This is a genomic window from Mucilaginibacter mali (assembly GCF_013283875.1).
Lineage (GTDB): Bacteria > Bacteroidota > Bacteroidia > Sphingobacteriales > Sphingobacteriaceae > Mucilaginibacter > Mucilaginibacter mali.
This window is the reverse complement of record NZ_CP054139.1, coordinates 1,194,842-1,221,725: the sequence shown is the minus strand read 5'-3', so window position 1 is coordinate 1,221,725 and position 26,884 is coordinate 1,194,842. Positions and strand designations below refer to the sequence as shown.

Below are 26,884 nucleotides of genomic sequence, written 5' to 3'. Positions count from 1 at the left end.
CCTAATTTATTTTGTGCTGAACATTTGCATGATCGCGCCGGCGCTCATCCAGGTCATGGTGAGGACTACAGCCGCTCCTAAAGCCGTAAGCCACCAGGGCTGTTTATATCCGCCGATGATATTTTGGCGATAGGCCGCTACCAACATCACCCCCAAAGCCAGCGGCAGGATAAAACCATTGATAGTGCCAACCGTTACCAATGTTTTTACGGGTTTACCTACTATCTCGAATATAACGCAGGAAATGCTGATAAAAACGATAATGATGTAGCGGTTAAACTTTTGTATAAACGGGTGAAAGGTTTTGATAAATGAAACCGAGGTATAAGCCGAGCCAACCACCGAAGAGATCCCGGCAGCCCAGATAACCAAACCAAACACCTTGTAGCCAAAATTGCCGATAGCCAGTTGAAATACCGAGGCCGCGGGGTTATCGGGATTAAGCACATGCCCGGCGCTGATGACACCCAGCGCGGCAATAAAGAGTAATAATCGCATCAGCGAAGCTAAACCAATAGCGCTCAGCGCGCCTTTATTAACGGCTGGTAAATTCTCCCGGCCACCTTGCCCGGCATCCAGCAGTCGGTGGGCACCGGCAAAAGTGATATAGCCGCCAACTGTGCCGCCCACAATGGTAAGCACCGCTGTAAAGCTGAATTGCGTAGGGCTAACCGAACGCGCTGCGGCCTCGGCCAGGGGCGGGCTGCTGATATAAGCCACATACAGCGCGAGGCCGATCTTGAGCAAGCCCATGGTTTTGGCAAAAAGATCCATCGCCTTACCGGCTTCCTTATAGATAAAGATACCAATGGCTACAATGGCGCTCATAATAGCGCCTTGCCCTACGCTAACGCCAAACAATACATTGAGGCCCAGGCCCGCGCCGGCAATATTACCGATGTTAAAGGCCAGTCCACCCAAAAACACCAGGAACGATAGCAGGTAGCCCAAGCCCGGGAACACCTTGTTAGCGATATCCTGCGCGGGTTTATCGGCTACCGCAATGATTCGCCAAACATTAAGCTGGGCTATGGCATCAAGCAGTACCGACAGCAAGATCACGAAACCGAAACTGGCGCCAAGTTGCTGCGTAAATACGGCCGTTTGCGTTAAAAACCCCGGACCGATGGCAGATGAGGCCATCAGGAACGCCGCTCCGGTCAGTACACTCCAATTTGTTTTTTTACTCATGCTGATACCGGTGCCTGCAGGATAATACCCTCGTTCTTTAATCGTTGATTAATGGTTTTGGCAAAGTCAACAGCATGCGCGCCATCGCCGTGGATGCATAAGGTATCGGCTTTTAAAGTAACTGCTTCGCCTGATACGGCTACTACTTGTTGCTGCTTCACCATCATCAATACCTGCGCAATGGCATCTTCTTCGTTCCCTATCAGCGCGTTAGGCTGTGAGCGCGGGGTAAGCGAACCATCAGACTGGTAAGTACGGTCGGCAAATACTTCCGATGCCGTAGCCAGGCCGATCTGCTTTGCCGCCGTTATCATCTCGCTACCCGCCAAACCGTACAGGATCAGCGATGCATCCATATCTTTCACCGCCTGCGCGATGGCCAGCGACAAACCGGCATCCTTCGCAGCCATGTTGTAAAGCGCGCCGTGCGGTTTTACATGGTGCAATTTAGCGCCGGCTGCCTTTACAAAACCATACAAGGCCCCCACCTGGTAAAGCGTCAGCTGGTAAGCTTCACAGGCGTTGATGGCCATGTTGCGGCGGCCAAAGCCCTGCAGATCGGGTAACCCCGGGTGCGCGCCGATGGCTACGCCGTGCTTCAGGGCCAGGGCTACCGTACGCTGCATCACCTCCGCATCGCCCGCGTGGAAACCACAAGCAATATTGGCCGAAGTAATGTATTGCATCAATAACTCATCATTGGGCATGGCATAGTTGCCAAAGGCCTCGCCCATATCGCAGTTAATGTCTATGTATTGCATATCTGTTATAAATATTGGTTGGCTACCGCTTTTGCAAGATCGTCTATTTCCTGTTCACTTTTGATATACATTTCCATCGCCAGCTCCCATGTAATTTCACTGAACCTCAGCTGGTCGCCCGGTTTTAACTGCGCACACAGCGGTAAATGTACTGCCGCCACCTGTGCTATGCGCGGGTAACCGCCGGTGGTCTGGCAATCAGCCATTAGCATGATCATTCCACCATTGCCGGTTACCTGTATGGTTCCGGGGACCACGCAAGTTGAAAGCAGTTCCCGGTCTGTTTCACGACTGATCGCAGCCCCTTCCAGATGATAGCCCATCCGGTCGCTGCGCTGCCCTAATCGGAATGGTGACGCCCACAGCATATCAGCATCTGCTTGTTTGAACCAGCCATACTCCGGCCCACGAACGAGGCAGATAGTGCCATCATCAACCGGCAATATTTTTTTCCGGGGCAGGCTCCAGCGAGTGGTGCTGATCTTGCCTCCTTTTAACTGATCAAATATTTTTTGTGTTACAGAAGATATGCCCGGATTACCCATCATTACATCATCCGGCTTTAACGCCCTGCCATCCAAACCACCGAGTGCTGCGGGAAGATAAGTGCTGCGGCTCTGTAAAACCTCAGGCACATCAACACCACCAGCAATGGCCAGATAAGTGCGGCAACCGGCGAGTCCTGTCTTCAAATGAAGAACCGTACCCGCAGGAATAAATACCGGCCGCTCCGGCTTGATCAATTGCTGATCTGCATATAAAAGTGCGCCGTCGCCTGCATAAGCGATCAGCATATCTGTATCAGCATGTAGCGAAGCGCCTGCATAAGTAAACTCAATGACCGCATCCGTTTGTTTATTACCCAGCGCGATATTAGCAATACGTGCCGAAAGCGTATCCATAGTACCTGAATGCGGGACAGCCTGGGCAAGATAAGCTTCGCGCCCAAGGTCTTGCACAGTTGCCAGTAAACCGGTTTTATGTATGGTAAAACGCATCATGTGCTTAACAGGCGGTAAAAGGTTTCCTCGTCGATAGCTTTAAAAGAAACTTTATCACCCGCCTGTAATAAGGCTGGTTGCTCCCGTTCCGGGTCGAACATTTTCAGTGGCGTGCGGCCGATGATCTGCCAGCCGCCGGGGGTAGCAAAAGGATATATGCCGGTCTGCATACCGGCAATTCCCACCGAACCGGCCGGGACTTTTGACCGGGGTGTATCTTTTCTTGGTGAAAAAAGTCGCTCGTCTAAACCACCCAGGTAGGCGAATCCAGGTGTAAAACCGATCATGTAAACGGTGTAGCAAACTTCGGTGTGCATGGCCGTAACCGCTTCAGGCCGCAGGCCATGTCTTTGTGCCAGTTCTTCCAGGTCGGGCCCGTATTCGCTACCATATAATACGGGGATAATCATATCCCGGCCTTTGTTTTCACTGCTGTCTGCGGGTTGTTTCAACTGGTTTTCCAAATACATGGATATCTTAGTTAAGCAGTCATGCCCTGGGAGTATACTGTTCAACAAAGCAATAGGGTCAAAAAAGACACTTAACGTAGTATATGCGGGAACTATGGAACGAAACCCGGGGAATGGTTTTGCATTTAGTAAATGCCCCGCACGGGTGATCAATGCAAGCAGTTCTTCACTAATTTCGTTCCCGAAATTTAGAGTAACTGCTTGCTCATTTAATTGATAACCTGTATAGGCTGATGTCTTTATCATTTATCGTTGGCTGCCCGAACCTTTATGAGACTAACACGCACCCGGCTGCGATATTTAATTGGTTAGTTGCTGCCGTTTACATTATGAAATATTGGCCAATAGTTTTTATACCTATTGAACAGTAATTATATTCAAAACGCTATTAGCTGTAAATCAACACGGCATGTAAAATTAAAATAGCATCATCTATCAATCAATAGTTACCCTGTAAAACCGAAAATTATTTAGCAATTTGTACAGTTATCCATTTTATTTTCATTTTAAGATGAGCACAGATCAATTTCGGAGCGTTTTGTTAGGGCATACAAATTTTCGGCTCTCTCCGGTACAAGCTCTCGGGTTTGTCAGCAAAGTCTATCAAAATCTCTTACACATCTTCTAATAGATTTCCGTTCTTCCCGCCAAAAAACAAGAGGCTGTCTCAAAAGCGAGGCAGCCTCTTTGTTTTTGAGCGTAATTTTCAGTAACTTAAAGGCATGGGAGGAAAAGTAGTCTTTAAGGAATATGATCCTGACCAGTTAACCTTTTTACCGTATAAACTGGAGGAACTGGTACCGCAGGGTCATCCGGTACGTATTGTATCGAAGGTGGTCGATCAGGTAGATGTTAAACCGATTAACCGCAAGTATAAAGGCGGCGGGGCATCCAGCTTTCATCCGCGGCTGATGCTCAAGCTGCTGATCTACGGTTATCTGACCAACACGTATTCTTCACGGAAGTTGGAAGACCAGGCCGCGCAGAATGTACATTTCATGTGGCTTTTAGGCATGAAAAAGCCTGATCACAATACCATCAACCGTTTCCGGAGCGAGAAGCTGTCGGGTGTTTTAAAGGAGATCTTCTCACAGATCGTATTGTTATTACAGCAGGAAGGTATCGTCTCGCTGAAAGAAGCTGTTTTTACCGATGGTACCAAGATCGAATCGGTAGCGAACAAGTACACTTTTGTATGGGGCAAAAGCATTAAGAACAGCAAGGAGAAGATGAAAGCCCAATTGGATGAACTGTGGAGTTATGCGCAAACCATCGCTGCCGAAGAACTTAAAGACACCGCACCGCTGGAATACAGCGAGATCAACCCGGAAAAAGTAAAAGAAACGATCTCAAAGATCAACGCCGCCCTGGACGATAAGGAAGATGTCGATAAGAAAGTAAGGCAGAAGCTGAACTATGCCAAAAAGCACTGGCCGGAGAACCTGGCCCGGTATGACGAGCAGGAAAAGCTGTTAGGCGGTCGCAACAGCTTTTCGAAGACCGACCCGGGTGCCACCTTCATGCGGATGAAAGAAGACCCTATGCTGAACGGGCAGCTTAAACCCGGATACAATCTGCAGATCTCCACCCAGGAGCAGTTCATCTTGAACTATAGCCTGCACCAAACCACAACCGATTACCAGACCCTTCCATCACACATCGAACAATACGAAACTTTATATCATGCACTTCCAAAAGCGGTAGTGGCCGATGCGGGCTACGGTTCGGACGAGAACTATGGCGTATTACAGCAAAAAGGCATTGAAGCTTATATCAAATACAACACGTTCGACCAGGAACAAAATAAAGGCATCAAAGCATTCGGTAATGACAGTTTGCACTATAATGAACAGGAAGATTACCTGGTATGTCCGATGGGACAACACATGCAGCATATCGGCACCGGGCAGCGGGTCTCCACATCCGGCTATGTGCAACTGATCAGCCGCTATCAGGCGCAGAATTGTGAAAACTGCCCCATGCGGGGCGTTTGTCACCAAGCAGCCGGTAACCGCGTGGTGGAGATCAACCACAGCCTTAGAATACACAAGCAGATAGCGAAAGAAAGATTGAATACCGAACAGGGCATCAAATACCGAAAGCGACGGCCCGCAGATGTCGAACCGGTGTTCGCCAACCTGAAGCATAATCACGGCTTCAGGCGATTCCTGCTGAAGGGAATGTCCAAAACCGAGGTCGAAATAGGGTTATTATCCATCGCACATAACCTCAGAAAGTGGAAAGCCTGATAAAAAAGGCTTTTTATCCGATAAAAACACCTGAACCAACTCAAAAAATCGAAAGCAGGCTGATACAGTCCCGCTTTCCTAATAACTCATCTAAATCGGCATCAACGAAAAAACCGCCTCATAATTGACTTATGAGACGGCCTCTTTTAGCATTTGCGATCCGGGAGGCAGATAATTATCTGCCTCTACAAATTAACTGGTGTGATAAATAACTTTATGCGCCTCCCATAAGGCCGGCACTTCCAATTTGTGCGCCAGTCTGTCTAAAACTACTACCGGCACTACCGCGTCCCGGTCTTTATTTTGATTATGTAGATTTTGATAAGGTACCTCTACATAAACAACGGTCATGCTAGCCTTATAAGTTGTAAACAGATCAATAAGCTGCATACGCATCTGGCTGGTTGTGTTGGTTGCGTTCCATACAAATGGCTGCTGTTTACGCAGGTAAACCCGCGCCCGCTCCTTTGCTTCCTGTATTACCTGCCCGTTACCTGTTTTATCTGTCGGCGAGATATCGTTTTCTTCACGGATGTCATCAAGCGATATCACCGGCCAATCTTTATAATGCTTTTTAATATAACTATCCTTTCCGGCGCCGGGTAGTCCGCTCATTAAAACAACCTCTACAGCGGGCTGCTCAAAGGGCTCGTAATCAACATAAGCATCATCGTGCTGCATGTAATATATTTTTGCCGGCGCGGTACTGAACTGGCGGGCACTGCCCCAGCAATTATTCTCCTGGCAAAAGGCTTCAAAGCAATCTATCCGATACAGCATCTCGTCCTGGTCAGTGCAAATCCGACCCAGTATATCGGCACGGGCCAGCAGGGCCAGCCATTGAGTGTTAACTTCCATGCTTGCCTTTACCAATGCCTTTAACGGGTCGGGCTTTTCAAATATCCATATTGGCAAGCCATGATGGCGTACCAACCCTACCACCTGCTCACGAATAGTAAACGGTGCCGGGTGCGACATATAAAGCAATTGCCTTGCAAACTGCGCCCCTTTGCGGGCGTGCCCGTTAGATGTAATAATTCCATCAGCTTCCAGTACCGTAGTGCTGTACTTCTCTACATCGTGCAATAAGGCGGCAGCCCACAATATTTCTTTATCGCAGGCAGGCAATGCTTCATATCCGATTTCCCTTTGCAGCTCTTCCAGCACCATCTGAGTGTGGATGGCCACATTGCCCTCGGCATGGTATCGGTCATCCTGCGGCACATCATTCATGCGTCGTACCCATTCAAATTTATCTTCAAGGTAGCGCCAGTTTTTATTTTCGCTAAAGGTCCACATTTTTCCTCCCTTCGTTTACCAGGGCCGCCCGCTTCCAGTTGCGGGTCCAATGCTCGTCGGTTTTAACGTGCCCTTTTCTTACATATTTAAATACATTCTGTGCAAAATCCGAGGCAGCATAATCATCAGCGTTGCGGCTTACGATGCCCTCTATTGTCGTCTCTCTTTGGTCGTACACATCATAAGGTTCAAACGCCCCGCGTCCGTTTACCAGTTTAAGCATCTCCTTTTCAAAAACCCCGCGATCGGTCGGCACTGCTTCTGTTTTAATGACCGGAACAGTCGGCAGATCGAGCATACGGGCATAGAATTGCGTTTCCTCCCAGTTTAACCAGCGGTCATGCTCGCGTATACCGAACACATAAAAGTGATGTTCCAGCTTACGATATTCGATAGAATGGACTGCATACAGGTTCTCACCGAAAACCTCCAGGTCGCCCAGGTCATTCCTAACCAATTGCCAAAATCGCCGCAGACTTTCCGTCCACGCGGAGGTGGTTGGCGCAGCGTGCGATCGGGCAAATACGCCGTTTTTAGAGAGGCAATTATTCTCGCCATCCAGTTTTTCGGTATGTATAATGTTTGGGATGCATTGTATATGCTCCCAATAGTCGTGCGCTATGCGGTCGTCGCTGGTGGTGCCGGGCGAAAACGGATAATGATAGGTACGACCATATTTTTGTGATATAGCCATGTTTTTTTAAGATCAAATAAGAAAATAGATTATCGCTTCCTTCCCTGGGGTGGGAAAGATCATAAATTAGATTTATGCGCTGGCGATTACATGGCTCAAAACTTAAAGCGTTTTTTCAAGGCAAATATATAAAATTCTTTAACAAGCTGGTGATTAATATTTTGTCAATCAGTTCCCTACCTCAAACTCCCGCACAAAATAATCCTTATTTTGCTGCTTATCTTTACGGATATCCCTGTCGAAAACACGGTTCAGGTTATTGCCGGCCAGGTCTTCAAGGCGCGAGTACACTTTTAACCGGTACCGCCCGGTATCCCATTCGCCTTTGGGGGCAAATAGCCATACTTTATCTTTAGCACCAACGCTAACGTCGCCTTGCAGCTCCGCTCCGTGATCATCAATTATATAAGCAGAATCATATAACAGGAAGTGGTCAAGCGGTTCGCCGGTTGTTATCTTAAGCACATCTTTGCTCCCGGCTTTAGGGCTTGTTAGCTGCCATTTGCTGATATCAGGGATCACGCTATCCCGTTCTGCTACAGTAAATCGCTTAATGTAATCCCTGCCCAGCGGCAATCCCCGTTCATCCTTCCAATCGCCGCTAATGACCAACTGGTAACTCTGCATTTTTTTTAGCGGATTACCCAACTGGCGGTTCAGCACCAAATCGCGCTTGATACGCCCGGGATCAAGCCATAAGGTAACCGTTCTACTCAACTTATCCCATAATTCGGGTTGCAGGTTCAGGAAAACGCGCTTCATGGTATCCCGGTTTTTATCCAGCAGGTAAACATAATCAAGCACCATGCCCGTGCGCATCGGGTGCGAGAAGCGGATATAGATCTTCAGCAGGTTTTCGGGTACGGTATCGGCTTCAGGATAAACGGCGGCAACCACAGGCAGTGCCCCCTTTGCCAAAGGCACAGCAATAGTACCTACCAGCCTTCCATCCTGCCAAATATCATAGCTTAAACCCCGCGACAGGGGAATTACAGGTTTGAATACTACGGTGCCGTCATCTGTAGTAAAATCGCCCAAAATACCCAACCTGCTATCCCTGTTAGCCAGTACTACTTTTACCGAATGCGCTGCCCGCAGTACCGAAGCATCCTTTAGCATTTGTTTAGGAATAGTGATGGCCACTGCAACATCATGCGCCCAAACAAGCTCTATCTTTTCAGGGCTGCGCTTACAAGCCGCGACAATGGTAAATAAAAAAAATGCCAGGCCATACCTTATGTATAGCCCGGCATTTTTAAACCAAAAGGGTTTATATATTCTTTCCATCAGATGTCCAAAGATCAACCTCACCATTAGCCTGGCGTTGCATCACTACAGCACGTCCATCGTCAAGTTTATCCAACTGCAGTACCTTTTCGTAAGGCAGTTTGATAAAGTTGGTGCCGCCAAAGGTTGGCATTTGTTGAGTTAACGATCCCTGGAAGTTTTTTATATCATCATAACTTACCTTAACGGCCGGGCGGTTGCTGTTGGCCATCACCAGGTAGTTTTTATCGGTCTTCAGCCAAATCATATCCGACGGGGTATTTTGGTTGCCCATTTCGGCAATGGTGCGGCCTTTCACGTGCGCACCAGGTTTCAACTCGTCCATTGGGAACAGCACCAGCGGAGTGCAGGTATAACTGGCCACCATATATTTTTTGCCGTCAAGCTCGGCAGTGGTAAAGGTGCGGATAGGCGAAGTTGTTTCGTACCTGCCATGCGAAGTGTGATACATCTCCAGGGTAGATTCGTCCTCCTGTTTGCCGGTAAATGGGAAGCTAATGCTGCGGAACGAAGAGCTGAACTCCTTGTTGCACAAGCCGCTCACCATCAGCTTACCATCGGCAAAGCCAATGTCTGATATAGAGGAGATGCGCAATTGCTGTCCGCGGCGGTCTTTAGCATCGGCAGCAGGCACGTCATTCAGTTCAACAGCCGAGAAGTTTACGTCCTTCAGCGATAGCGGCTTGATGTCGTTATCGGCAGTCATGACCAGCAATACCGGTGTACCATCGGCACTTTTAACGCCGATGTAAAGCTTTTTAGATACGGGATTAACCGCCATATCGGTAATGGTGATATTATCTTTAGTAGTACCCAAAGCGCCGGCTATTTTTTCGTCAATATTTTTTACATCATAGGCTTTGGCGGCCATCTTCTTGCTATCCTTAGTATCCACAGCAAATACCTCGGCGTTTTGCGAATCGCCGATAAACAATACGCCGGTAGGACCAAAGGTTAGCGCCGTGATGGATTTAATTTCGGGGGTGCCGGTGGTGAAACCGTAAGGCAGGGCCGGTTTATGGTTAATGCCCGCAAACAACAGCACACTCGCCAAAGCGGCAGCGCCAAAAAGAAATGTCTTTTTCATATCGAATGATGTTTAATGGTTAGCAGCCTGGTTTAAAGCTTTATAGCATTACGAACAAATATAACACAGGGTTGGCCGCAATTGCAAGTTTATAGTCAATTAGTTACAGCTTTATGCGTCTCGTGAGATTAAGCACAGAGGGCACAGAGAAAGAAACACAGCGTACACAGAGATTTTAAAAATTCAACAATGATTTTTTCTCTGTGCCCTCTGTAAAAACCTCTGTGATCTTTGTGGTTAAAAGGTGTTTTATTGATGCGCGTTACGCATATGCGCTGTCGACCGGCGGCAAAGTTCTTCAAGCACATCGGTATCTACATCACTTATTTTTTTAAAGTGCAGGCAACTGCCCTCCACTTTGTGTTTGCCCAGTTTATCCAGTAATTCCTGCTGGCCGTCAAAACCACGCAGAATATACAGGCTAAATTTCCCCTTACGTGGCGAGAAACCAATGAGACACATATCGCCCTCGCGACCACTCTCGTATTTATAATGATAGCTATCGAAACCAACAATGGCCGGTCCCCACATTTTGGCCGGGTAACCGGTTACCTTTTCCATAATAGCAATCAGGGTGTCGCAATCCTTACGCTCCTGCGGGTCGGGTACTTTGGCATCAAGAATTGCGGATACCGGTTCTTCGGTTTGTTGGGTTTTGTTGGTGTTTTTGGCCATGAGTGATCGGGATAAATTTGCACACCAATTTATAAATTAATTGCGAAGATAGCTAACCGATAATCATCAGGCGCTGGCCCTATAATACGTTTGATGAATAATTTGCGAATCTCTGATCAGTTTTTCCATCCGGTTGATCAGCTGATCGGCATCCTGGTAGCTGCTGTCGAAATTATACAGGTACGATATCTTCTTCTGTTCGGTAGTATCCTTCAGCAGGTCGATAATATGGTCTTCATTTTTTTCAAGATGATCGATCATATGATCGATAAATAAAGGACAATCTGCAATAACTTCTACGTCCTCCTCATTGTTTATCGTTAATAAATTATTGACAGCTAACGTTTTGTCTGTTTTCTTCAGCATCGAAGCGTATGAACAGGCTATCTTGCGCAGGATATCATTCCTTTTCTCATCTAAATAACTAATGGAAGCGCAACCATGATATTTTTCGTAATGATTAAAAAGCGCTTTGGTATTATATACCGACTCCTTGCATTTTGAGTATACTTCTATAGCTTCCATTCGTGTGCAAATTTAACTAAAAAGCAACTATCAAAGTACCTGCCACAATGCAAATTGTGGATAAATTAACAAGCAATGCCACAACCTGCATGTTTAAAGGCATGTGCTGTTATATTTCGCTAAAAACAGTGGTGTGTGGTTTGTACAGCCTGTATATAATTGTGGGCATGCTGGATTGTCTGACTGCGATTAAACAGATTTTCGGGATGTCAGGATCGATCGTATTTTAGTACCTTATTCATTTATCCTGATTTGGACAAACTTTTGTGCCTTTTAATCTACTACCCTTTATATCCCTGCAATAACAATATTAATACAGGCAACCTTTATTTTATCCGGTGCGTTAATTACTATAAGTTACACGAAAGCAAAAGAAAGCACAGGCAATCTCAGCACTGACTGCCAACTGATTATCTAAAAAAGATTAAATAACAGTTGATATTTAATGCAATAGCCTGGCTATTAATTATACCATTTTGCCTGCAAGTTAATTTGATAAAAAATATTACAATGTTATGCACTTTGCTATTGTTTTGTAATGTTATTGTTAATAATTTCATTTAAATTTCATCAACGATAATATACCCGCAAACATTATCGTTGTAATGGGAGTTTATTTGTTTTTAATAAAATTTTGTAGAAAGTATGGCGCATATAACTGACCCTAAAAACATACTTGATCATTTACAACAGTTGCTGCAACAAATAAAACGCCTTGCTACGTTTTCTTATAGCGAGAGCAACGCATTTGCACTAACCCAGCTTAACCGCAAGCGCCTTGAACTGGAAGACGACCTGGTAGAAGTTATACCTGATGCCGCCCCGCCCCTGCAGCAAATACATGAAAGCCGTACGCTAAAAGCTATACTGCTTTGTTATCACCCTGTCCGCCGCAAAATAAAAGCGATAGACCGCAGTCTTGAAACCTATTATCGCGATGGGCTGAATGGCCTGCAGCACGAGGTGGAGGCCCTGATAGCCCTTATTACCTCGCCCTTGCTTAAGATCCAGGTTTCCTGATTGAAATACAGACGTTTACAGCAGCATAAATACAATTTAAACACCAAACGTGCTAAAAACTTATTCGTTTGTTAAAAAAATGTTAAATTTTATAAAAAGTTTTGAATAAGTGTTGAAACAACATATATTTGCATCATACTTTTTAATTAAAGTCTCTCACACATAAGGTTTATAATTGGTTTAGTAAAGGCCCCTGCCCAACAGGGGCCTTACTTTTTTATATAGCTATCAAAAAAATTACTTTGCCAGTAGCTGCACATCCGTTAAATTAGGCCAATACCTGTTCACAGTTTAATTTTACATGAGCAAAAAATACCTGCTTGCCTTATTTTGTATTTTACTTGCATTTGCAGCCTGCCGTAAGGATAAGCAGGTGCCGGATGAAAGACCAGACGGCCAGCCAACCCGTGTCGAGATCCCTCCCGGGCAGCCCGCAGGCATAACGTTGTCGGTTGCCAATATGCTGCAAAGCAATATGGTGATCCAACGCGATAAACCTTTTTTACTGTGGGGAAAAGCCACACCCGGACTTACCGTTAATGTTGCTGCCAGTTGGAACGCCTCGCCACTTACTACAACTGCCGATGCCAATGGTTACTGGCAAATCAGCATTCCTGCTTCAGCTGCTAACGGCAACCCGCAAACTATCGCCGTGAGTGGTAATAATGCTACCGATGTTACGCTTAAAAATATATTGATTGGCGATGTATGGTTATGCTCTGGCCAATCGAACATGACGATGCAGGTTGATGCGATACCCCCGTTTGCCGGTGTACTAAATTATGCCGACGAGATAACAACGGCCAATTATCCCAACATACGCGTATTAACTGCCGCTACCGATTATCAGGATAAACCACTAACCGAATTTACTACTCCGGGAGCGTGGACGATTTGCTCGCCGCAAACAGTGGGGAAGTTCAGCGCGGTAGCCTATTTTTTCGCGATGAAGTTGCAAGTTGATTTAAATATACCTGTCGGTATTATCGTGGCTTCCGAAAATGGTTCCTGGTGCGAAACATGGGCAAATACTGAAGTGTTAACCGGTGCGATGGCGGCTTACCTGGGGCATGGTTCATCAACTTTATACAACGGCATGATCAACCCCTTGCTAAAGTTGCAGCTAAAGGGTTTTATATGGTACCAGGGAGAAAATAACCAGCATATATCTCCTGTGAGTGATTATACCTTACTGAACTCTGCCTTAATTAAAGGTTGGCGCGATAAATTTAAACAGGGCGACCTGCCATTTTATTACGTTCAACTTACGCCCTTTGCAGAAGATTATAACAACACCGTCCCCGCCGGTGGCGACCCAAACCAAAACTGGTTAGCCTTTTTCCGCGAAGCGCAAGCCAATATTCAATCCAGGGTAGCTAACACCGGCATGGCCGTTACCATGGATGTAGGCGAAGCGGCTAATCATCACCCCCGAAATAAAAAACCGGTTGGCGAGCGCCTGGCTTTGCTGGCCCTTAGAAACACTTACGGGCAAAATGTAATTTGCAATGGCCCGAAATACAGCTATTTCACATTGAACGGCAATACGGCCACCATTAACTTTGCCGGTAACACTGCCGATGGCCTGAACACGATTGATAACCAGCCTTTGAAGCAATATTTTTTTGTTGCGGGCGCTGATCGTGTTTTCAGGAAAGGGGCAGCTGTTATCAACGGCAATACTATCGTTGTTACCGCTCCTGCCGAAACTAATCTGCCAATTCAAGCTATCCGCTACGCTTTTACCAACGCGCCGGTTACCAATATCCAAAACGGAGCTGGCTTGCCGATGGAGGCGTTTAGGACGGATAGTTGGGATTATTGAGGGGCCCCATTTAGGAAGCGCAGGCCTTGTGCGATTCCCTTCCAACGGGAGGGTGTAGGGAGGGGTTTCGTCACGAATGCAATATCACATAAACCCCTCCCTGCCACAGCACATCCAGCCGCACCCCTCCCCAAGGAGGGAACTCAGAAGTAATGCAGCCGATGCCAAAAAAAGGCCGCCCGGTTATCCCGGTCGGCCTTACTATTTAATTATTGATTTTTGGGCGATATATTAAGCATGGCTCAACTGCGGATCTTCCAGCCTGGCCATTTCTGCTTTGTTCTTTTTGCCGAACCAGTGGGTTTTCAACCTGATCCTGATCAGGTACATACATGGCACCAGTATCAGGGTGATCAGGGTTGCGAATGCCAGACCGAAGATCATGGTCCAGGCCAGCGGGCCCCAGAACGCTACGTTATCACCACCGAAGTAGATATGCGGGTTAAAGGTGGTGAACAGGCTCACAAAGTCGATGTTCAGACCAACGGCCAACGGAATCAAACCTAAAATAGCGGCGGTTGCGGTCAGCAATACCGGGGTCATACGGGTACGGCCTGCCTCGATGATCGCTTCGAAGGTGTTTTCGTTTTGCGATGTCAGCAAATCGCTGAACTCTACCAGTAAGATACCATTACGTACTACCACACCTGCAAGGGCAATGATACCTATCATGGTCATTACTATCGAGAACTTCATACCGAAGATGGCGATACCCAACAGTACACCAATGATACTGAAGAAGATCTCGCTCAGGATGATGAGGGTTTTACCTACCGAGTTAAACTGCAACATCAGGATGATCAGGATCAAACCAAATGAAACAGCCAGTGCCGATAGTAAGAAGCCCATCGCTTCGGCCTGGTCTTCCTGTTCACCGCCCATTTTCACGGTAACGCCCGATGGCAATTTGTACCGGTTAATTGCTTGCTGTATAGCGGCGTTCACCTCGTTGGTATTATAGCCCTGCAATACGTTTGATGTAAGGTTAATTACACGTTTTTGCTGCTTATGCTTAATGTTACCGTACGAACTTACATACCTGATATCGCTAAAGGCCGAGATAGGTACCTGGCGGATAGCGCCGCCTGTGCCCATATCGCGGTAAGTGATCTTCAGGTTACGCAACTGATCTACATTGTAACGCTGGCTTTCTATACCACGCACGTTGATCTTGTAGTCATCCTCGGTGGTTTCGCGAAAATCGCTTACATCGTAACCGAAGATGGCCGGGAACAACTCGCGCGAAATGGTATTGGTTGATACACCCTCGCGGTTAGCGCGCTCACGGTCGATATCGAACACGATCTCGGGCTTATTACTTTGCAAATCCGAGCGCAGATCTTCAATACCGGCAATATTTTGCTTGTTGATATATGAACGCAAACGATCGGTAGTACGCACCAGCGTATCCAGGTTATCGGCAGCCAGTTCAATACTGATGGCCTTTTGTGTAGGCGGGCCACCCTGTTCTTTATTTACAGTGATCTTGGCGCCCGGGATGCCCTGTACCGAATTACGGATCTTATCCAGGTACTTTTTAGTATCCTCGCCGTGGCGTTCGCCAAATTCAACAAAAGCTACGGTTACCTTGCCGCGGTTAGCGTAGTTACCCTGGTCCTCGTCCTGCGGGTCGGTTACACCTACGGTTACGTTTGATATGATGGATGATACAATCGGATTATCGCGGCCAACCACTTTTGTTACCTTTTCTTCCACCTGCTTGGTTACCTCGTTGGTATGGGCTTGGTCGGTACCTACCGGTAACTCTACGTATACATACACAAAATTGGGGTCGCCATTAGGGAAAAACTCCACCTGCGGCTGACGAATAGCCATAATAACAAACGACAGAAAGAACAGCACGAAAGTACCGGCCAGCACCCACCACGGGCTATGCAGCGCCCGGCGTAGTAAACCGGCATAAAAATCCTGAAACTTAGGCCATATCTTATGCTGGAAGCTGTGGATGATATGCTCAAGTACAAAATGATCAAGCAAATAAAGGAATGCGATGAATACTACAAAGTTACCTACACCCACATTCATTAAGTAACCTAACACGGCTACTATAGCAAAACCAATCAGCGTGCGTTTAACCTTACGGTCAAAACGTGGTTTTTCCTCCTCAGCACTTTCCTTATGTCCCATAAAATCAACCGCGAATACCGGGTTAAAGATATAAGCCACCAGCAACGATGCCAGTAAGGTGATGATCAGCGTTATAGGCAGGAAGAACATGAACTTACCGATGATACTGTTCCAGAATGCCAGCGGCACGAATGGCGCCAGGGTGGTCAGCGTACCCGAAAGCACGGGCAGGAATACCTCGCCTGCTGCTATCTTGGCCGCCTTTTTAATCGGTACAGCGCCATTGGCAAAAATACGGTGCGTATTCTCTATCACCACAATAGCATCGTCTACCACAATACCCAGGGCCAGCAGGAACGCAAACAGCACGATCATGTTTAGCGTGAAGCCGATGGCCGGCATCACCAGGAAGGCCACAAAGCATGATAACGGCACCGAAAGCGCTACGAAGATGGCGTTGGTAGTACCCATAAAAAACATCAGGATAACGGTTACCAAAATGAAACCGATAATGATGGTATTGATCAGATCGTGCAGCGTAGTACGGGTTTTCTCCGACTGGTCGCCGGTTACTTTGATCTCTAAACCTTTAGGGAACGATGTTTTTTCTTTTTGAGCGATCAGGGCCTGGATCTTGTCCGATGCCTCGATCAGGTTCTCGCCGCTACGCTTGGTAACGTTAAGCGTAATTACGTTTTTGCCGTACAAGCGGGCATAGCTTTCCTGTTCTTTAAAGCCGTCTTTTACCTCGGCAATATCGCGCAGGTAAATAGCCTGGCCCTTAGGGTTACGGATCACCATATTGTTCACCTCGTCGGCGCTTTTGAACGCCATACGCAGGTTGATGGAACGGCGAACGCCATCCATACGCACGGTACCGGCAGATGAGGTTACGTTTTCGTTACCCACCGCCTGGATAATATCGCCGAAGCCTAACTGCGCGGCGGCCATCTTGTTCATATCAACGTTGATCTGTATTTGCGGGGTTAGCGCGCCTACTTCATCAACCTTAGATATTTCGCGCATGCCTTCAATATCGTCCTTCAGTTCATCGGCATATTCCTTTAGCTTCTTCAGATCGTAATTACCCGAGATATTTACGTAAAGAATAGGCAGATCTGAAAAGTTGATATCATTTACCTGCGGGTCCTTAAAGTTAGGGTCGTTTTGCGGCAGGTCGGGTTTGGCTTTATCAACCGCGTCCTTTACCCGCTGCTTGGCGTCCTCAATCTTTACCGTTGGGTTAAACTCGGCCACAATGGCGCAATAATCCTGGTACGAGTTAGAAGTTACCTTTTTCAGTCCCTTCAGCGATTTCAACTGCTTTTCTATCTGCCGGGTCACCAATGTTTCCATATTGGCCGGCGATGTGCCCGGGTAAGGCGCCGATACGTAAATTTTAGGTATCGTGATATCCGGGAAATTCTCTTTTGGCAAATTATTGTAGCTGATGATACCCAATAATGTTATCAGGAAGATCACCACATAAATGGCCGTTTTATTGTCTATAGCCCAACTTGAGGGCCCAAATTCTTTTTCAAGATCCTTCATTGCAGATCAATTTTTAGGTTGTGTAATACTTATTGAGCTACTTTAACTTTGTTACCGTCTTCCAGGTCGGCGGCGCCGGCGGTAATTACCTGCTGGCCCGCTGTAAGGCCCGAAACGATCTCGGTTTTACCCTCGTAAGTAGCACCGGCTTTAACCACTACTTTTTTAGCAACACCGTTATCGGCCACATAAACGTAGTCGCCGCTTTCGGCCTTTTGGATGGCATTAACCGGAACAACAAAGGCGTTTGGCTTTTGGTAATCAACCACTTTAAGCACCGATGTCATGTTAGGGCGCAGGCCTTTGCTCGATGGCAGTTTCACCTCGATAGCGAAGCTGCGTGAGGTTGGGTCGATCACTTTAGCAGCGAAGCTTACTTTAGCGTTGATAGAATCGCGCAGGTCGGGGATGATGATCTTCACCATATCACCGGTTGAAACACGGGCACCATAAGACTCCGGAACATCGGCCTTAACCTTCAAATTATCGGCATCAACTACACGGATACCGGTTTGGCCCGGGGCAGCAGCCTGGCCCAGCTTCAAATCCATCTGATCGACCGTACCACTGATAGGCGATTTGATGGTGTACATAGCCGATTGCTCGCGCAGGGCAGCAACTTGTTTTTGGCCAGCCTCGTAATTAGTTTTAGCTTGCAGAAACTGCACCTCGGTACCGATCTTCTGGTCCCACAGGTTTTTCTGGCGTTGGTAAACTGTGTTAGTCAGGCTTAACTGTGCTTCGGCCTGGGCAATTTGCTGCTTCAGCACGCTGTTATCTAACTGAACCATTACCTGGCCCTTGCTTACATGCTGGCCCACCTTTACATAAATATTGGTAATGGTACCCTGCATTTGCGGATACGCGGTTACGTTATCCTGGGCATCAACTTTACCTTGTATCTCAATATAGTTAGTGAATTTTGTCGGCTTTATTTCCAACACGCTTACATCGGTAACGCGCGATGAATCGGCGGCGGGATGAGCAGCCTGGATCTTAGCTATTTTGGCAGCTATATCGGCCTGTTGCTTTTGCAGATCGGCCAGTTCCGCTTTATAATCGCCGGCTTGTTTCTTTTGGCCGCAGGCAGCTAATAACATGGCTGCAGATATGTATAATATTTTTTTCATTGCTGTGTGTTTGTTTATGTTAGGGTTGGTTGTGTTATTATTTAATGCGTCCATAAGCCTGGTCAAGGTTCACTTTGTTGATCAGGGCATCGTAAAGCGCCTGTATATAATCGTTGTTTGATGTTTCCAAAGCGGTTTGGGCCTGTGTAACTTCAATGCTGGATCCTACGCCCTGCTGGTATTTAATGCGCGATACACGCAGCACATCGTTTGCCAGGGTTTGGTTACGCTTTTGGTTATCCAGCGATTTAAGACTGTTCACAAAAGTTACCCTTGCAGCAGTAGCTTGCAGTTCAAGTCCGTTTTTAGCATTGTTCAGCATGTTGTTTGATTTTTGCACTTCAATTTCGGCCTGTTTTACCTTGCTCGAACGCTGGAAGCCACTAAAAATAGGCACATTGATATTTAATCCCACGTAGCTGTTTGGATATGTGTGGTTATACAGGTAGCGGGTATGGTTTTCCTGGAATACAGTAGCCAAACCAGCCGCAGCTGAAACTGTAGGCAAAAGATCGGCCTTTTTAGCCTTTACGTCCAGTTCGTTCAAACGCTTGTTGGTTTCCAATAAGTTATACTCTATCCTATTACGATAAAAAGTGGTATCAACCGCGGTTTCGGCAACTGATTGCGTTAGGTTAACATCTCCCAATTTATCGGTCAGGTTCAACTCTTCGGCTATTGGCATACCCATCTGGAACTTCAGCATGGCATAACCCAGGGCTAACGAACGCGATACATTCTCGCGGTTGGTTACCAGGTTATTGTACTGCACGGTGATACGGTCAACGTCGATCTTCTCAACAAACCCCTGCTTGTTCGATTGTGAGGTCTCGTTTACTTGTTGCTTCAACTGGTTAATGTTGGCATCCAGTAAACGGATCTGCTCGTTGTTTACCAGCACCTGGTAGTAAGCCTTGGTTACCGCCACATTGGTTTGGATCTTAGAACGGGTAAGGCTGCGCTCAGACAGTTCCTTAAAGGTTTTTACCGCCTGTAAGCCCACCAAAAACGTACCGCTGAACAGCAACTGCGTAGCTTGCAGCGAAAAAGTATTGTTGTACTTTACCGCGCCGAAGGGGAACTGCACCAATGGCGCGTTTGGGTCGATAGGCGGGTTAAAGAAGTTAGGACCTACAGAAGCCGGAGGTTTCAGAAAATCCTGAAAGCTTACTGTACCGTTTACCTGCGGTAAACCTTGCCCCTTGGTTTCCTTTACCTTATAATCGGCGCTGGTGATATCCAGTTTGGCATTCTTTACCGAATCCTGATGCTCGTAAGCGTAGTTGATACAGTCTTGCAGACTGAAATTATGTGGCCCGTTACTGGGCGGGGCCTGCTGAGCCGTGCCCTTCAGCACCGCCACTGCCCACATAAAGGTTATGATAGCTATTTTTCTCATGTATATATATTGAATTGTGATGTATGTAATTTTATTTGCTGTAAAACTGCGATGCGGTTGCGTCAACCTTATGTCAGCAGCTAATCCTGTTTTTTTAAATTTTTATACTTTTCTAAAAGTTTGTATCCCTCCAGTGTACAAATCCCGTAATTAAAGTGTTCTAAAAACTGCTGCTGCAACTTCCATGGGCTAAACTCCGACAAGGGAAATATGGAGGTGTTAAAGCCCATTTCAACCTGGTTAACCCGCATCCGCGCTATGGCCCGCTCATCAATTTCGGGGCGGATGTAACCTTGCTCCTTACCTTCGCGCAACAATTGTTCCAGGGTGCTGATAATCACGCCGTTCTTGAACTTCTGAAACTCGTCCCACGCGCCCGGGTGGTACTTTTGCATATCGTACATCAGGATGGGGTTAGCACGTGAGAAGATCTCTTCCGAACACTGCATCATGTCGATCAGTTGTTCGATCACGTTTGATGCCGCGGCCATCGATGTCTTCATCTGCTGCTCATCCTCTTCCATTTTTTGCTTCACCAGGGCTATCACCAACTCATTTTTATCGGTGAAGAACTGGTAGATGGTTTTTTTAGATACGGCCAGGTGTTTGGCTATATCGTCCATGGTAACGCTCTTGATACCTGCGCGGTAAAAAAGCTCTAAACTACCTGCTAAAATTCTTTCTTTTTGACTCATTGACTTTCCGGGTCAAAACTATGGAAACATTTTTTGATTTCAAAGTTTCCATGTACAAGTTTTTCAAATATTTTTTCGCAATTATTGATAGATCAGGTTTTGGGGCTGTTGGATCTTAAAAAAACCTGCTCTGTCGTTTAGGCTAAAGCCATTCCTTGGCTTTGCTATACCCGTCCCATAAATGGGACGGCAATGAATTTTAACTTGTTATTCATTGCCGTTGGCTTTAGCCAACGGATAAATTTGCACAGTGCGATGGCTTTAGCCACAAATTATATACTCCCGTTTTAAAAGTAATATCTCAGGGCTTTGGACATTCAGCTTAGTACTTTCGGCTTGAAAAACTATCTTTGCCAAAAATTCTTTCTATGACACTTACACCGCTTATGGCCATTTCTCCGGTTGATGGCCGCTACCATAATGCCACTGCCGAACTTTCGGGTTATTTTTCTGAGTACGCGCTGATTAAATACCGGGTGTTTGTGGAGATAGAATATTTTATAGCGTTGTATACCCACCCGCTGCCGCAGTTACAGGGTTTTGATAAAACTTTGCAGCAAAAGTTACAGGACATCTACAAAAACTTCACTGCTGAAGATGCCGAGAGCATCAAACTGATAGAAAAGACCACCAACCACGATGTAAAAGCGGTTGAGTACTTCATCAAGAAGAAATTTGACGAACTGGGCCTGGAGCAATACAAAGAGTTTATCCATTTTGGCCTAACATCGCAGGATATCAACAATACCGCCATCCCCTACAGCTTTAAAATGGCTTTAGAAGATATCTACTACCCGGCCATTACCAACCTGATCAGCGCGCTGAAACAACGTGCTGAAGAATGGAAGAACGTACCGATGCTGGCCCATACCCACGGCCAGCCCGCATCGCCTACCCGTTTGGGTAAAGAGGTGCAGGTATTTATCGAACGTTTGGAGAAGCAATTAGCGCAATTAAAGCAAGTACCGCTTTCGGCCAAATTTGGTGGGGCTACCGGTAATTTCAACGCGCACCATATCGCTTACCCGCAGATCGATTGGCAGGCATTTGGCAACCAGTTCGTGAACGAGCAGTTGGGCTTAAGCCGATCGCAATACACCACCCAGATAGAGCATTACGATAACTTTGCTGCCCAGTGCGACGCGCTGAAACGTATTAACAATATATTGATCGATCTTGACCGCGATGTATGGACTTACATCAGCATGAACTACTTTAAGCAGCAGATAAAAGCGGGCGAAGTAGGCTCGTCGGCCATGCCGCATAAGGTAAACCCGATCGATTTTGAGAACTCGGAAGGCAATCTGGGCATGGCCAACGCCATGTTCGAGCACCTGGCCGCCAAGCTGCCTATATCACGCCTGCAACGCGATTTGACCGACAGCACTGTGCTGCGCAATATAGGTGTGCCGGTAGCACATACGCTGATCGCGATAAAATCTACGATGCGCGGTTTAAATAAACTACTGCTGAACGAGGCTGCCATCAACGCCCACCTGGAAGCCAACTGGGCCGTAGTTGCCGAAGCGATACAAACCATCCTGCGCCGCGAAGGTTACCCTAACCCCTACGAAGCCCTGAAAGAGTTGACCCGCATTAATACAGGTGTAAATGCCGATACAATAGCCGGCTTTGTGGACACACTGAATGTTAGCGATGCGGTTAAGGCGGAGTTGAAGGCGATTACGCCGGGGAATTACACGGGGGTGTAAGCGCTGGTCTTTTTACTAACCTGTCATTTCGAGCGATAGCGAGAAATCTTATACGACTTTGCTTATCACTCGTATAAGATTTCTCTTTCGCCCCCAAGCCATAATCCAACGCTGCTCTATCGACATTGGGTGTATCAAAGCCTATTTCTTCGCCAATATATACGCCCCCGAAAAATCGGTATCATTAAACACATCGCCCATGCCCCCGGTACCTGATATCGATATAGAACTAAACATTACCGCGGCTTTTGCTTCGCCCGCGCTTCCCGGGGCAACCGGCGATCCATTCATTACGATGCTTACCTTCCCCATTTTCATGGCATTCAGTTTTACATTGTATTTAAACGCGCCGTCCTTCATTAAATGGCTGATGTATTTAAGCGGAATAGCGATCTCGCAGGTTAACGCCTTTTTGCTGTCGTACTGAACGGCTTGCTTAATACCATATTCGTTATAAACAGAAATTAAGGTATCGGTAATATCATTTACTCCCTTCACACCTATTTCCTTTAAAGCATTACTTACCTGCGTATTTATTGGCCCCAGCAGCGAATCCATTTTTGCATCAGCAGCGTTCATCTTCTTACCCACATCGGTTAAACCATTACGCTCAAATATCAGGAAATCAAACACTACCGGTTTAACCGATTTGTCATTGCTTTTAAAAGTAAGGGTGATGCCGCCGTTTTGCATTTTACTGATCGGGCTGCCAGTACCAGGGCGGCCTTGTATAGTAAGGTAAAGTTTATCGCCATCGTTGGCCATGGTATAATATAGCCCGGTGGCGTTATTCTGTGCTTCAAATTTGTTCTCCCACTCGTTGGTCTTCCCATCGGTTTTTACATTGATTGGGGCATAAACGCTGGTCTTTTGCACGCTTGGTAACTTTTGGGCATTGGCTGTTATGGCTGTTACTACTAATAAGGCCTCTAAGATCAGCCTGCATTTTTGGGGTGTCGAATTATTCATGGTGATATTGTTTTAGTCTACGATATTTTCGTAAATCTACGAATATTTCGTAATTAACTAAATTTATAGTAAGAATATTACAAACGTATAGACTCACCCCGACAGCGCTTCGCTGGTCGACCCTCTCTTCGCTGCGCGGAAAGAGGGCAGGAGTAGTACCGGATAAGCTGTCCCCTCTTTCCGCCAAAGGCGAAGAGAGGGTGGTCGAGCGTAGCAACGACCGGATGAGTAAAATCGGCGATAGGTTCTCTACGCTACCCTGACTTACGTTATCGCCCGCACAGTCATGCACAGGTCAAAACTAAATCAGTATATAAAAGCAATCAAAAACCTCGTTACATTTGTTCATTATTAAATAGCACATCCCATGAATATCAACGTATATACCGAAAGCACCCCGAACCCGGCAACTATGAAGTTTATAGTAAACAAGTTGCTGATAAACGGCAGTGTTGACTATGCTACAAAGGAAAGCGCCGAAAAATCGCCTTTTGCTAAGGAGCTGTACAAATTCTCGTTTGTTAACGGGGTGTTCTTCGCCAGCAACTTTGTAACCGTTACCAAAACCGAGGGTACCGAGTGGGCCGATATCGAAGCCATTATTAAAGAGTTTGTTAAAGGCGCGGTTGAGGCCGAACTGAAGGTGCAAGCTGAAGAGAGCACAGAAGAAGTAACCTTTGAAGGTACCGAGTCGGAAATTAAAATTCAGCAAATCCTCCATGATTACGTGCGCCCGGCTGTAGAACAGGATGGCGGCGCTATCAGCTATAAATCATTTAACGAAGGTGTGGTTACTGTAGAACTGCGTGGCTCATGCAGTGGTTGCCCATCATCAACCATCACCCTTAAAGCCGGTATCGAGAACCTGTTGAAACGCATGGTGCCAGAGGTTACCGAAGTGGTGAGCGAAGCGATGTAATTTGAACAAACACGAATTTCACCAATTAGGGAAATTTAGAACAAATTATAATGGAGCGGATCTGGGATACCAGGTTCGCTTTTTTTATGCACCAATTTCACAAATTAAGGAGATTTAGAACAAATTATAAGGCTTCTAAAAAATTGCGCAATCCTTCTAAATCCGAACAATTCGCGGCACTTCATTTCTTAAACTTTTCCGTTCCACTCTCCCATTTTACGACGTTTTTCCCGCTTTTTATTATGCAAGCATAAAATACATACCGAATACCAATTTCAACTTTGGTATAAGCACATAAGTTTTATGTATTGATTTTTTCAAAATAAATAAAATATAATTTTATTAAAATATAGAAAACGATATTTTATTCTAATTTAAAAAATTCACCATACCCTATTGTCGCTAAAAAGTCATCTCGCTACCTTACAGATATACAAATTATAATAAACCTGTTACCCGATCCTGCACAACAATTAAGCGTAAAACGGCACAATCGTAAGCTTAATTTTTCAGGGGCCGGCAACAGGTCAACAGAACCGAAAAACGAGCGATACACCGCATGGCTACTGAACTGAATAAATACAGCAAGACACTAACGCAAGACCCAACCCAGCCGGCCGCGCAGGCCATGTTATACGGCATTGGCTTAACCGATGACGACATGAAAAAAGCGCAGGTGGGCATTGCCAGTATGGGCTACGATGGTAATACCTGTAACATGCACCTTAACGATTTGGCCGCCATTGTGAAAAAAGGCGTTTGGGCCGAAGACCTGGTAGGCCTGATCTTCCATACCATAGGTGTGAGCGATGGCATGAGCAACGGTACCGAAGGTATGCGCTACTCGCTGGTTAGCCGCGATGTAATTGCCGATTCGATAGAGGCGGTTGTGGGTGCACAATATTACGACGGCATCATCGCCCTACCCGGTTGCGATAAAAATATGCCCGGCTCGCTGATAGCCATGGGCCGATTGAACCGTCCATCTATTATGGTATATGGCGGTACCATTAAACCCGGCCATTGGAAAGGCGAAGACCTGAACATCGTTTCGGCTTTTGAGGCCCTGGGTAAAAAGATAGCCGGTACCATCAGTCCGGAGGATTTTATGGGCGTGGTGAAGAACGCCTGCCCAAGCGCGGGTGCCTGCGGAGGTATTTACACGGCCAATACCATGGCTGCCGCTATCGAAGCTTTGGGTATGAGTTTGCCGTACTCGTCATCTAACCCGGCATTAAGCCAGGAAAAACAGGACGAATGTTTAGCGGCAGGCAAAGCCATTAAGATATTATTAGAGAAAGACATCAAGCCGTCGGATATCATGACCCGCGCGGCTTTCGAGAACGCTATTGTTACTATTATGGTAATGGGCGGATCTACCAATGCCGTACTGCACCTGATAGCCATGGCCCGCAGCATAGGCGTACCATTAACGCAGGACGATTTCCAGACCGTAAGTAACCGTATCCCGGTACTGGCCGATATGAAGCCAAGCGGCAAATACATGATGGAAGACCTGCACAAGGTTGGCGGTGTACCAGCCGTAATGAAATACCTGCTTAAACTGGGCTGGTTAGATGGCAGCTGCTTAACCGTTACCGGTAAAACACTGGCCGAGAACCTGGCCGATATCCCAGCGATCGATTTTGATACCCAGAAAGTAATATTCCCGGCAGAGCAGCCGATAAAAGCCACCGGCCACCTGCAAATCCTTTACGGAAACCTGGCCACCGGCGGCAGCGTAGCCAAAATAAGCGGTAAAGAGGGCGAGCGTTTTGAAGGCCCTGCCCGCGTATTCGACGGTGAATTTGAACTGATAGATGGTATTATGAGCGGCCGAGTCAAAGCCGGTGATGTGGTAGTGATCCGCAATGTGGGTCCCGTAGGCGCACCGGGTATGCCCGAAATGCTGAAACCAACATCGGCCATATTTGGCGCTGGTTTAGGCAGTTCGGTAGCACTGATCACCGATGGTCGCTTTAGCGGTGGCACCCACGGTTTTGTGGTAGGCCATATCACCCCCGAAGCATATCGCGGTGGTAACATAGGCCTGGTAAAAGATGAGGACCGTATAGAGATAGATGCGACAAAAAACATCATTAACCTTAAAATTAGCGACGAGGAAATGGCCGCCCGCAGGGCAGCTTATCAGCAACCGGCGCTAAGGGTTACCAAAGGCTTGCTGTACCGCTATGCTAAAACTGTCGCTTCGGCCGCGGATGGCTGTGTGACGGATGAGATGGAGTAGTAAATGTGCAGATGCGTGAATATGCAGATGTGCAAATGAAGAAATGATAATAACAGCACCGGGGGACCGGTGAAATAAAATATAACAAA

At 46.7% G+C, this 26,884-nt stretch carries 21 protein-coding genes; 6 read left to right on the top strand and 15 right to left on the bottom strand.

Annotation, left to right across the window (positions count from 1 at the left end):
• Positions 1 to 6: 6 nt before the first annotated feature.
• The 4 genes from HQ865_RS05290 to pxpB are packed head-to-tail and all read right to left on the bottom strand — an operon-like array spanning position 7 to position 3,669.
• A complete protein-coding gene (locus tag HQ865_RS05290; RefSeq protein ID WP_173413884.1) occupies positions 7 to 1,191 on the bottom strand; it encodes an NRAMP family divalent metal transporter in 1,185 nt (394 codons plus the stop codon).
• Positions 1,188 to 1,952: a 5-oxoprolinase subunit PxpA gene (locus HQ865_RS05285; RefSeq protein WP_173413883.1), complete on the bottom strand. Its 765-nt coding sequence runs from the start codon at positions 1,950 to 1,952 to the stop codon at positions 1,188 to 1,190. The genes HQ865_RS05290 and HQ865_RS05285 overlap by 4 nt, the downstream gene beginning before the upstream one ends.
• A gap of 5 nt (positions 1,953 to 1,957) precedes the next feature.
• Positions 1,958 to 2,953, bottom strand: coding sequence for a 5-oxoprolinase subunit C family protein (locus tag HQ865_RS05280; protein WP_237073750.1), 996 nt, complete (start codon positions 2,951 to 2,953; stop codon positions 1,958 to 1,960).
• Positions 2,950 to 3,669, bottom strand: a complete 720-nt coding sequence (gene pxpB, locus HQ865_RS05275; RefSeq protein WP_173413882.1) for a 5-oxoprolinase subunit PxpB — start codon at positions 3,667 to 3,669, stop codon at positions 2,950 to 2,952. The genes HQ865_RS05280 and pxpB overlap by 4 nt, the downstream gene beginning before the upstream one ends.
• Positions 3,670 to 4,145: 476 nt before the next feature.
• Here pxpB and HQ865_RS05270 point away from each other — a divergent pair, with 476 nt between their 5' ends.
• Complete coding sequence (locus HQ865_RS05270; protein ID WP_173413881.1) at positions 4,146 to 5,672, top strand: IS1182 family transposase; 1,527 nt, start codon at positions 4,146 to 4,148, stop codon at positions 5,670 to 5,672.
• A gap of 192 nt (positions 5,673 to 5,864) precedes the next feature.
• On the opposite strand, the gene HQ865_RS05265 is transcribed toward HQ865_RS05270, so the two are convergent.
• The 6 genes from HQ865_RS05265 to HQ865_RS05240 all read right to left on the bottom strand — a co-directional run bounded on the left by HQ865_RS05265 (position 5,865) and on the right by HQ865_RS05240 (position 11,239).
• Entirely contained in the window at positions 5,865 to 6,971 is a 1,107-nt protein-coding gene (locus tag HQ865_RS05265; protein ID WP_173413880.1) for an AAA family ATPase, read from the bottom strand.
• Complete coding sequence (locus HQ865_RS05260) at positions 6,958 to 7,665, bottom strand: RNA ligase family protein (protein WP_173413879.1); 708 nt, start codon at positions 7,663 to 7,665, stop codon at positions 6,958 to 6,960. Before HQ865_RS05260 ends, HQ865_RS05265 begins: the two co-directional genes overlap by 14 nt.
• A gap of 168 nt (positions 7,666 to 7,833) precedes the next feature.
• On the bottom strand, positions 7,834 to 8,952 hold the full coding sequence (locus HQ865_RS05255; RefSeq protein ID WP_173413878.1) for a hypothetical protein: 1,119 nt from the start codon (positions 8,950 to 8,952) through the stop codon (positions 7,834 to 7,836).
• The gene (locus HQ865_RS05250) at positions 8,936 to 10,039 is read right to left on the bottom strand and encodes a hypothetical protein (RefSeq protein WP_173413877.1); all 1,104 of its coding nucleotides are present in this window, start codon (positions 10,037 to 10,039) and stop codon (positions 8,936 to 8,938) included. The genes HQ865_RS05255 and HQ865_RS05250 overlap by 17 nt, the downstream gene beginning before the upstream one ends.
• Positions 10,040 to 10,288: 249 nt before the next feature.
• The gene (locus HQ865_RS05245; protein ID WP_173413876.1) at positions 10,289 to 10,714 is read right to left on the bottom strand and encodes a DUF1801 domain-containing protein; all 426 of its coding nucleotides are present in this window, start codon (positions 10,712 to 10,714) and stop codon (positions 10,289 to 10,291) included.
• A 66-nt stretch (positions 10,715 to 10,780) separates the two neighbouring features.
• Complete coding sequence (locus tag HQ865_RS05240; RefSeq protein ID WP_173413875.1) at positions 10,781 to 11,239, bottom strand: hypothetical protein; 459 nt, start codon at positions 11,237 to 11,239, stop codon at positions 10,781 to 10,783.
• 645 nt (positions 11,240 to 11,884) lie between these two features.
• On the opposite strand from HQ865_RS05240, the gene HQ865_RS05235 reads away from it, so the two are divergent.
• Positions 11,885 to 12,259, top strand: a complete 375-nt coding sequence (locus HQ865_RS05235) for a hypothetical protein (RefSeq protein ID WP_173413874.1) — start codon at positions 11,885 to 11,887, stop codon at positions 12,257 to 12,259.
• A 301-nt stretch (positions 12,260 to 12,560) separates the two neighbouring features.
• Positions 12,561 to 14,084 carry a sialate O-acetylesterase gene (locus HQ865_RS05230; RefSeq protein WP_173413873.1) on the top strand — a complete coding sequence of 508 codons (1,524 nt, stop codon included), beginning with the start codon at positions 12,561 to 12,563 and terminating at the stop codon, positions 14,082 to 14,084.
• A gap of 231 nt (positions 14,085 to 14,315) precedes the next feature.
• Here the strand turns inward: HQ865_RS05230 and HQ865_RS05225 are convergent, their stop codons facing one another.
• The 4 genes from HQ865_RS05225 to HQ865_RS05210 form a co-directional block, all read right to left on the bottom strand.
• The gene (locus HQ865_RS05225) at positions 14,316 to 17,723 is read right to left on the bottom strand and encodes an efflux RND transporter permease subunit (protein ID WP_173413872.1); all 3,408 of its coding nucleotides are present in this window, start codon (positions 17,721 to 17,723) and stop codon (positions 14,316 to 14,318) included.
• Between the two features lie 29 nt (positions 17,724 to 17,752).
• The gene (locus HQ865_RS05220) at positions 17,753 to 18,853 is read right to left on the bottom strand and encodes an efflux RND transporter periplasmic adaptor subunit (RefSeq protein ID WP_173413871.1); all 1,101 of its coding nucleotides are present in this window, start codon (positions 18,851 to 18,853) and stop codon (positions 17,753 to 17,755) included.
• Positions 18,854 to 18,890: 37 nt separating this feature from the next.
• Positions 18,891 to 20,252, bottom strand: coding sequence for a TolC family protein (locus tag HQ865_RS05215; protein ID WP_173413870.1), 1,362 nt, complete (start codon positions 20,250 to 20,252; stop codon positions 18,891 to 18,893).
• An 80-nt stretch (positions 20,253 to 20,332) separates the two neighbouring features.
• The gene (locus HQ865_RS05210; protein WP_173413869.1) at positions 20,333 to 20,947 is read right to left on the bottom strand and encodes a TetR/AcrR family transcriptional regulator; all 615 of its coding nucleotides are present in this window, start codon (positions 20,945 to 20,947) and stop codon (positions 20,333 to 20,335) included.
• Between the two features lie 368 nt (positions 20,948 to 21,315).
• Here HQ865_RS05210 and purB point away from each other — a divergent pair, with 368 nt between their 5' ends.
• Positions 21,316 to 22,659: an adenylosuccinate lyase gene (gene purB, locus HQ865_RS05205; RefSeq protein WP_173413868.1), complete on the top strand. Its 1,344-nt coding sequence runs from the start codon at positions 21,316 to 21,318 to the stop codon at positions 22,657 to 22,659.
• Between the two features lie 141 nt (positions 22,660 to 22,800).
• On the opposite strand, the gene HQ865_RS05200 is transcribed toward purB, so the two are convergent.
• Positions 22,801 to 23,628, bottom strand: a complete 828-nt coding sequence (locus HQ865_RS05200) for a hypothetical protein (RefSeq protein ID WP_173413867.1) — start codon at positions 23,626 to 23,628, stop codon at positions 22,801 to 22,803.
• A 367-nt stretch (positions 23,629 to 23,995) separates the two neighbouring features.
• Between HQ865_RS05200 and HQ865_RS05195 the strand changes: the two genes are divergently transcribed.
• The gene (locus tag HQ865_RS05195; protein ID WP_173413866.1) at positions 23,996 to 24,547 is read left to right on the top strand and encodes a NifU family protein; all 552 of its coding nucleotides are present in this window, start codon (positions 23,996 to 23,998) and stop codon (positions 24,545 to 24,547) included.
• Between the two features lie 559 nt (positions 24,548 to 25,106).
• A complete protein-coding gene (ilvD, locus tag HQ865_RS05190) occupies positions 25,107 to 26,795 on the top strand; it encodes a dihydroxy-acid dehydratase (protein ID WP_173413865.1) in 1,689 nt (562 codons plus the stop codon).
• Positions 26,796 to 26,884: the final 89 nt, after the last annotated feature.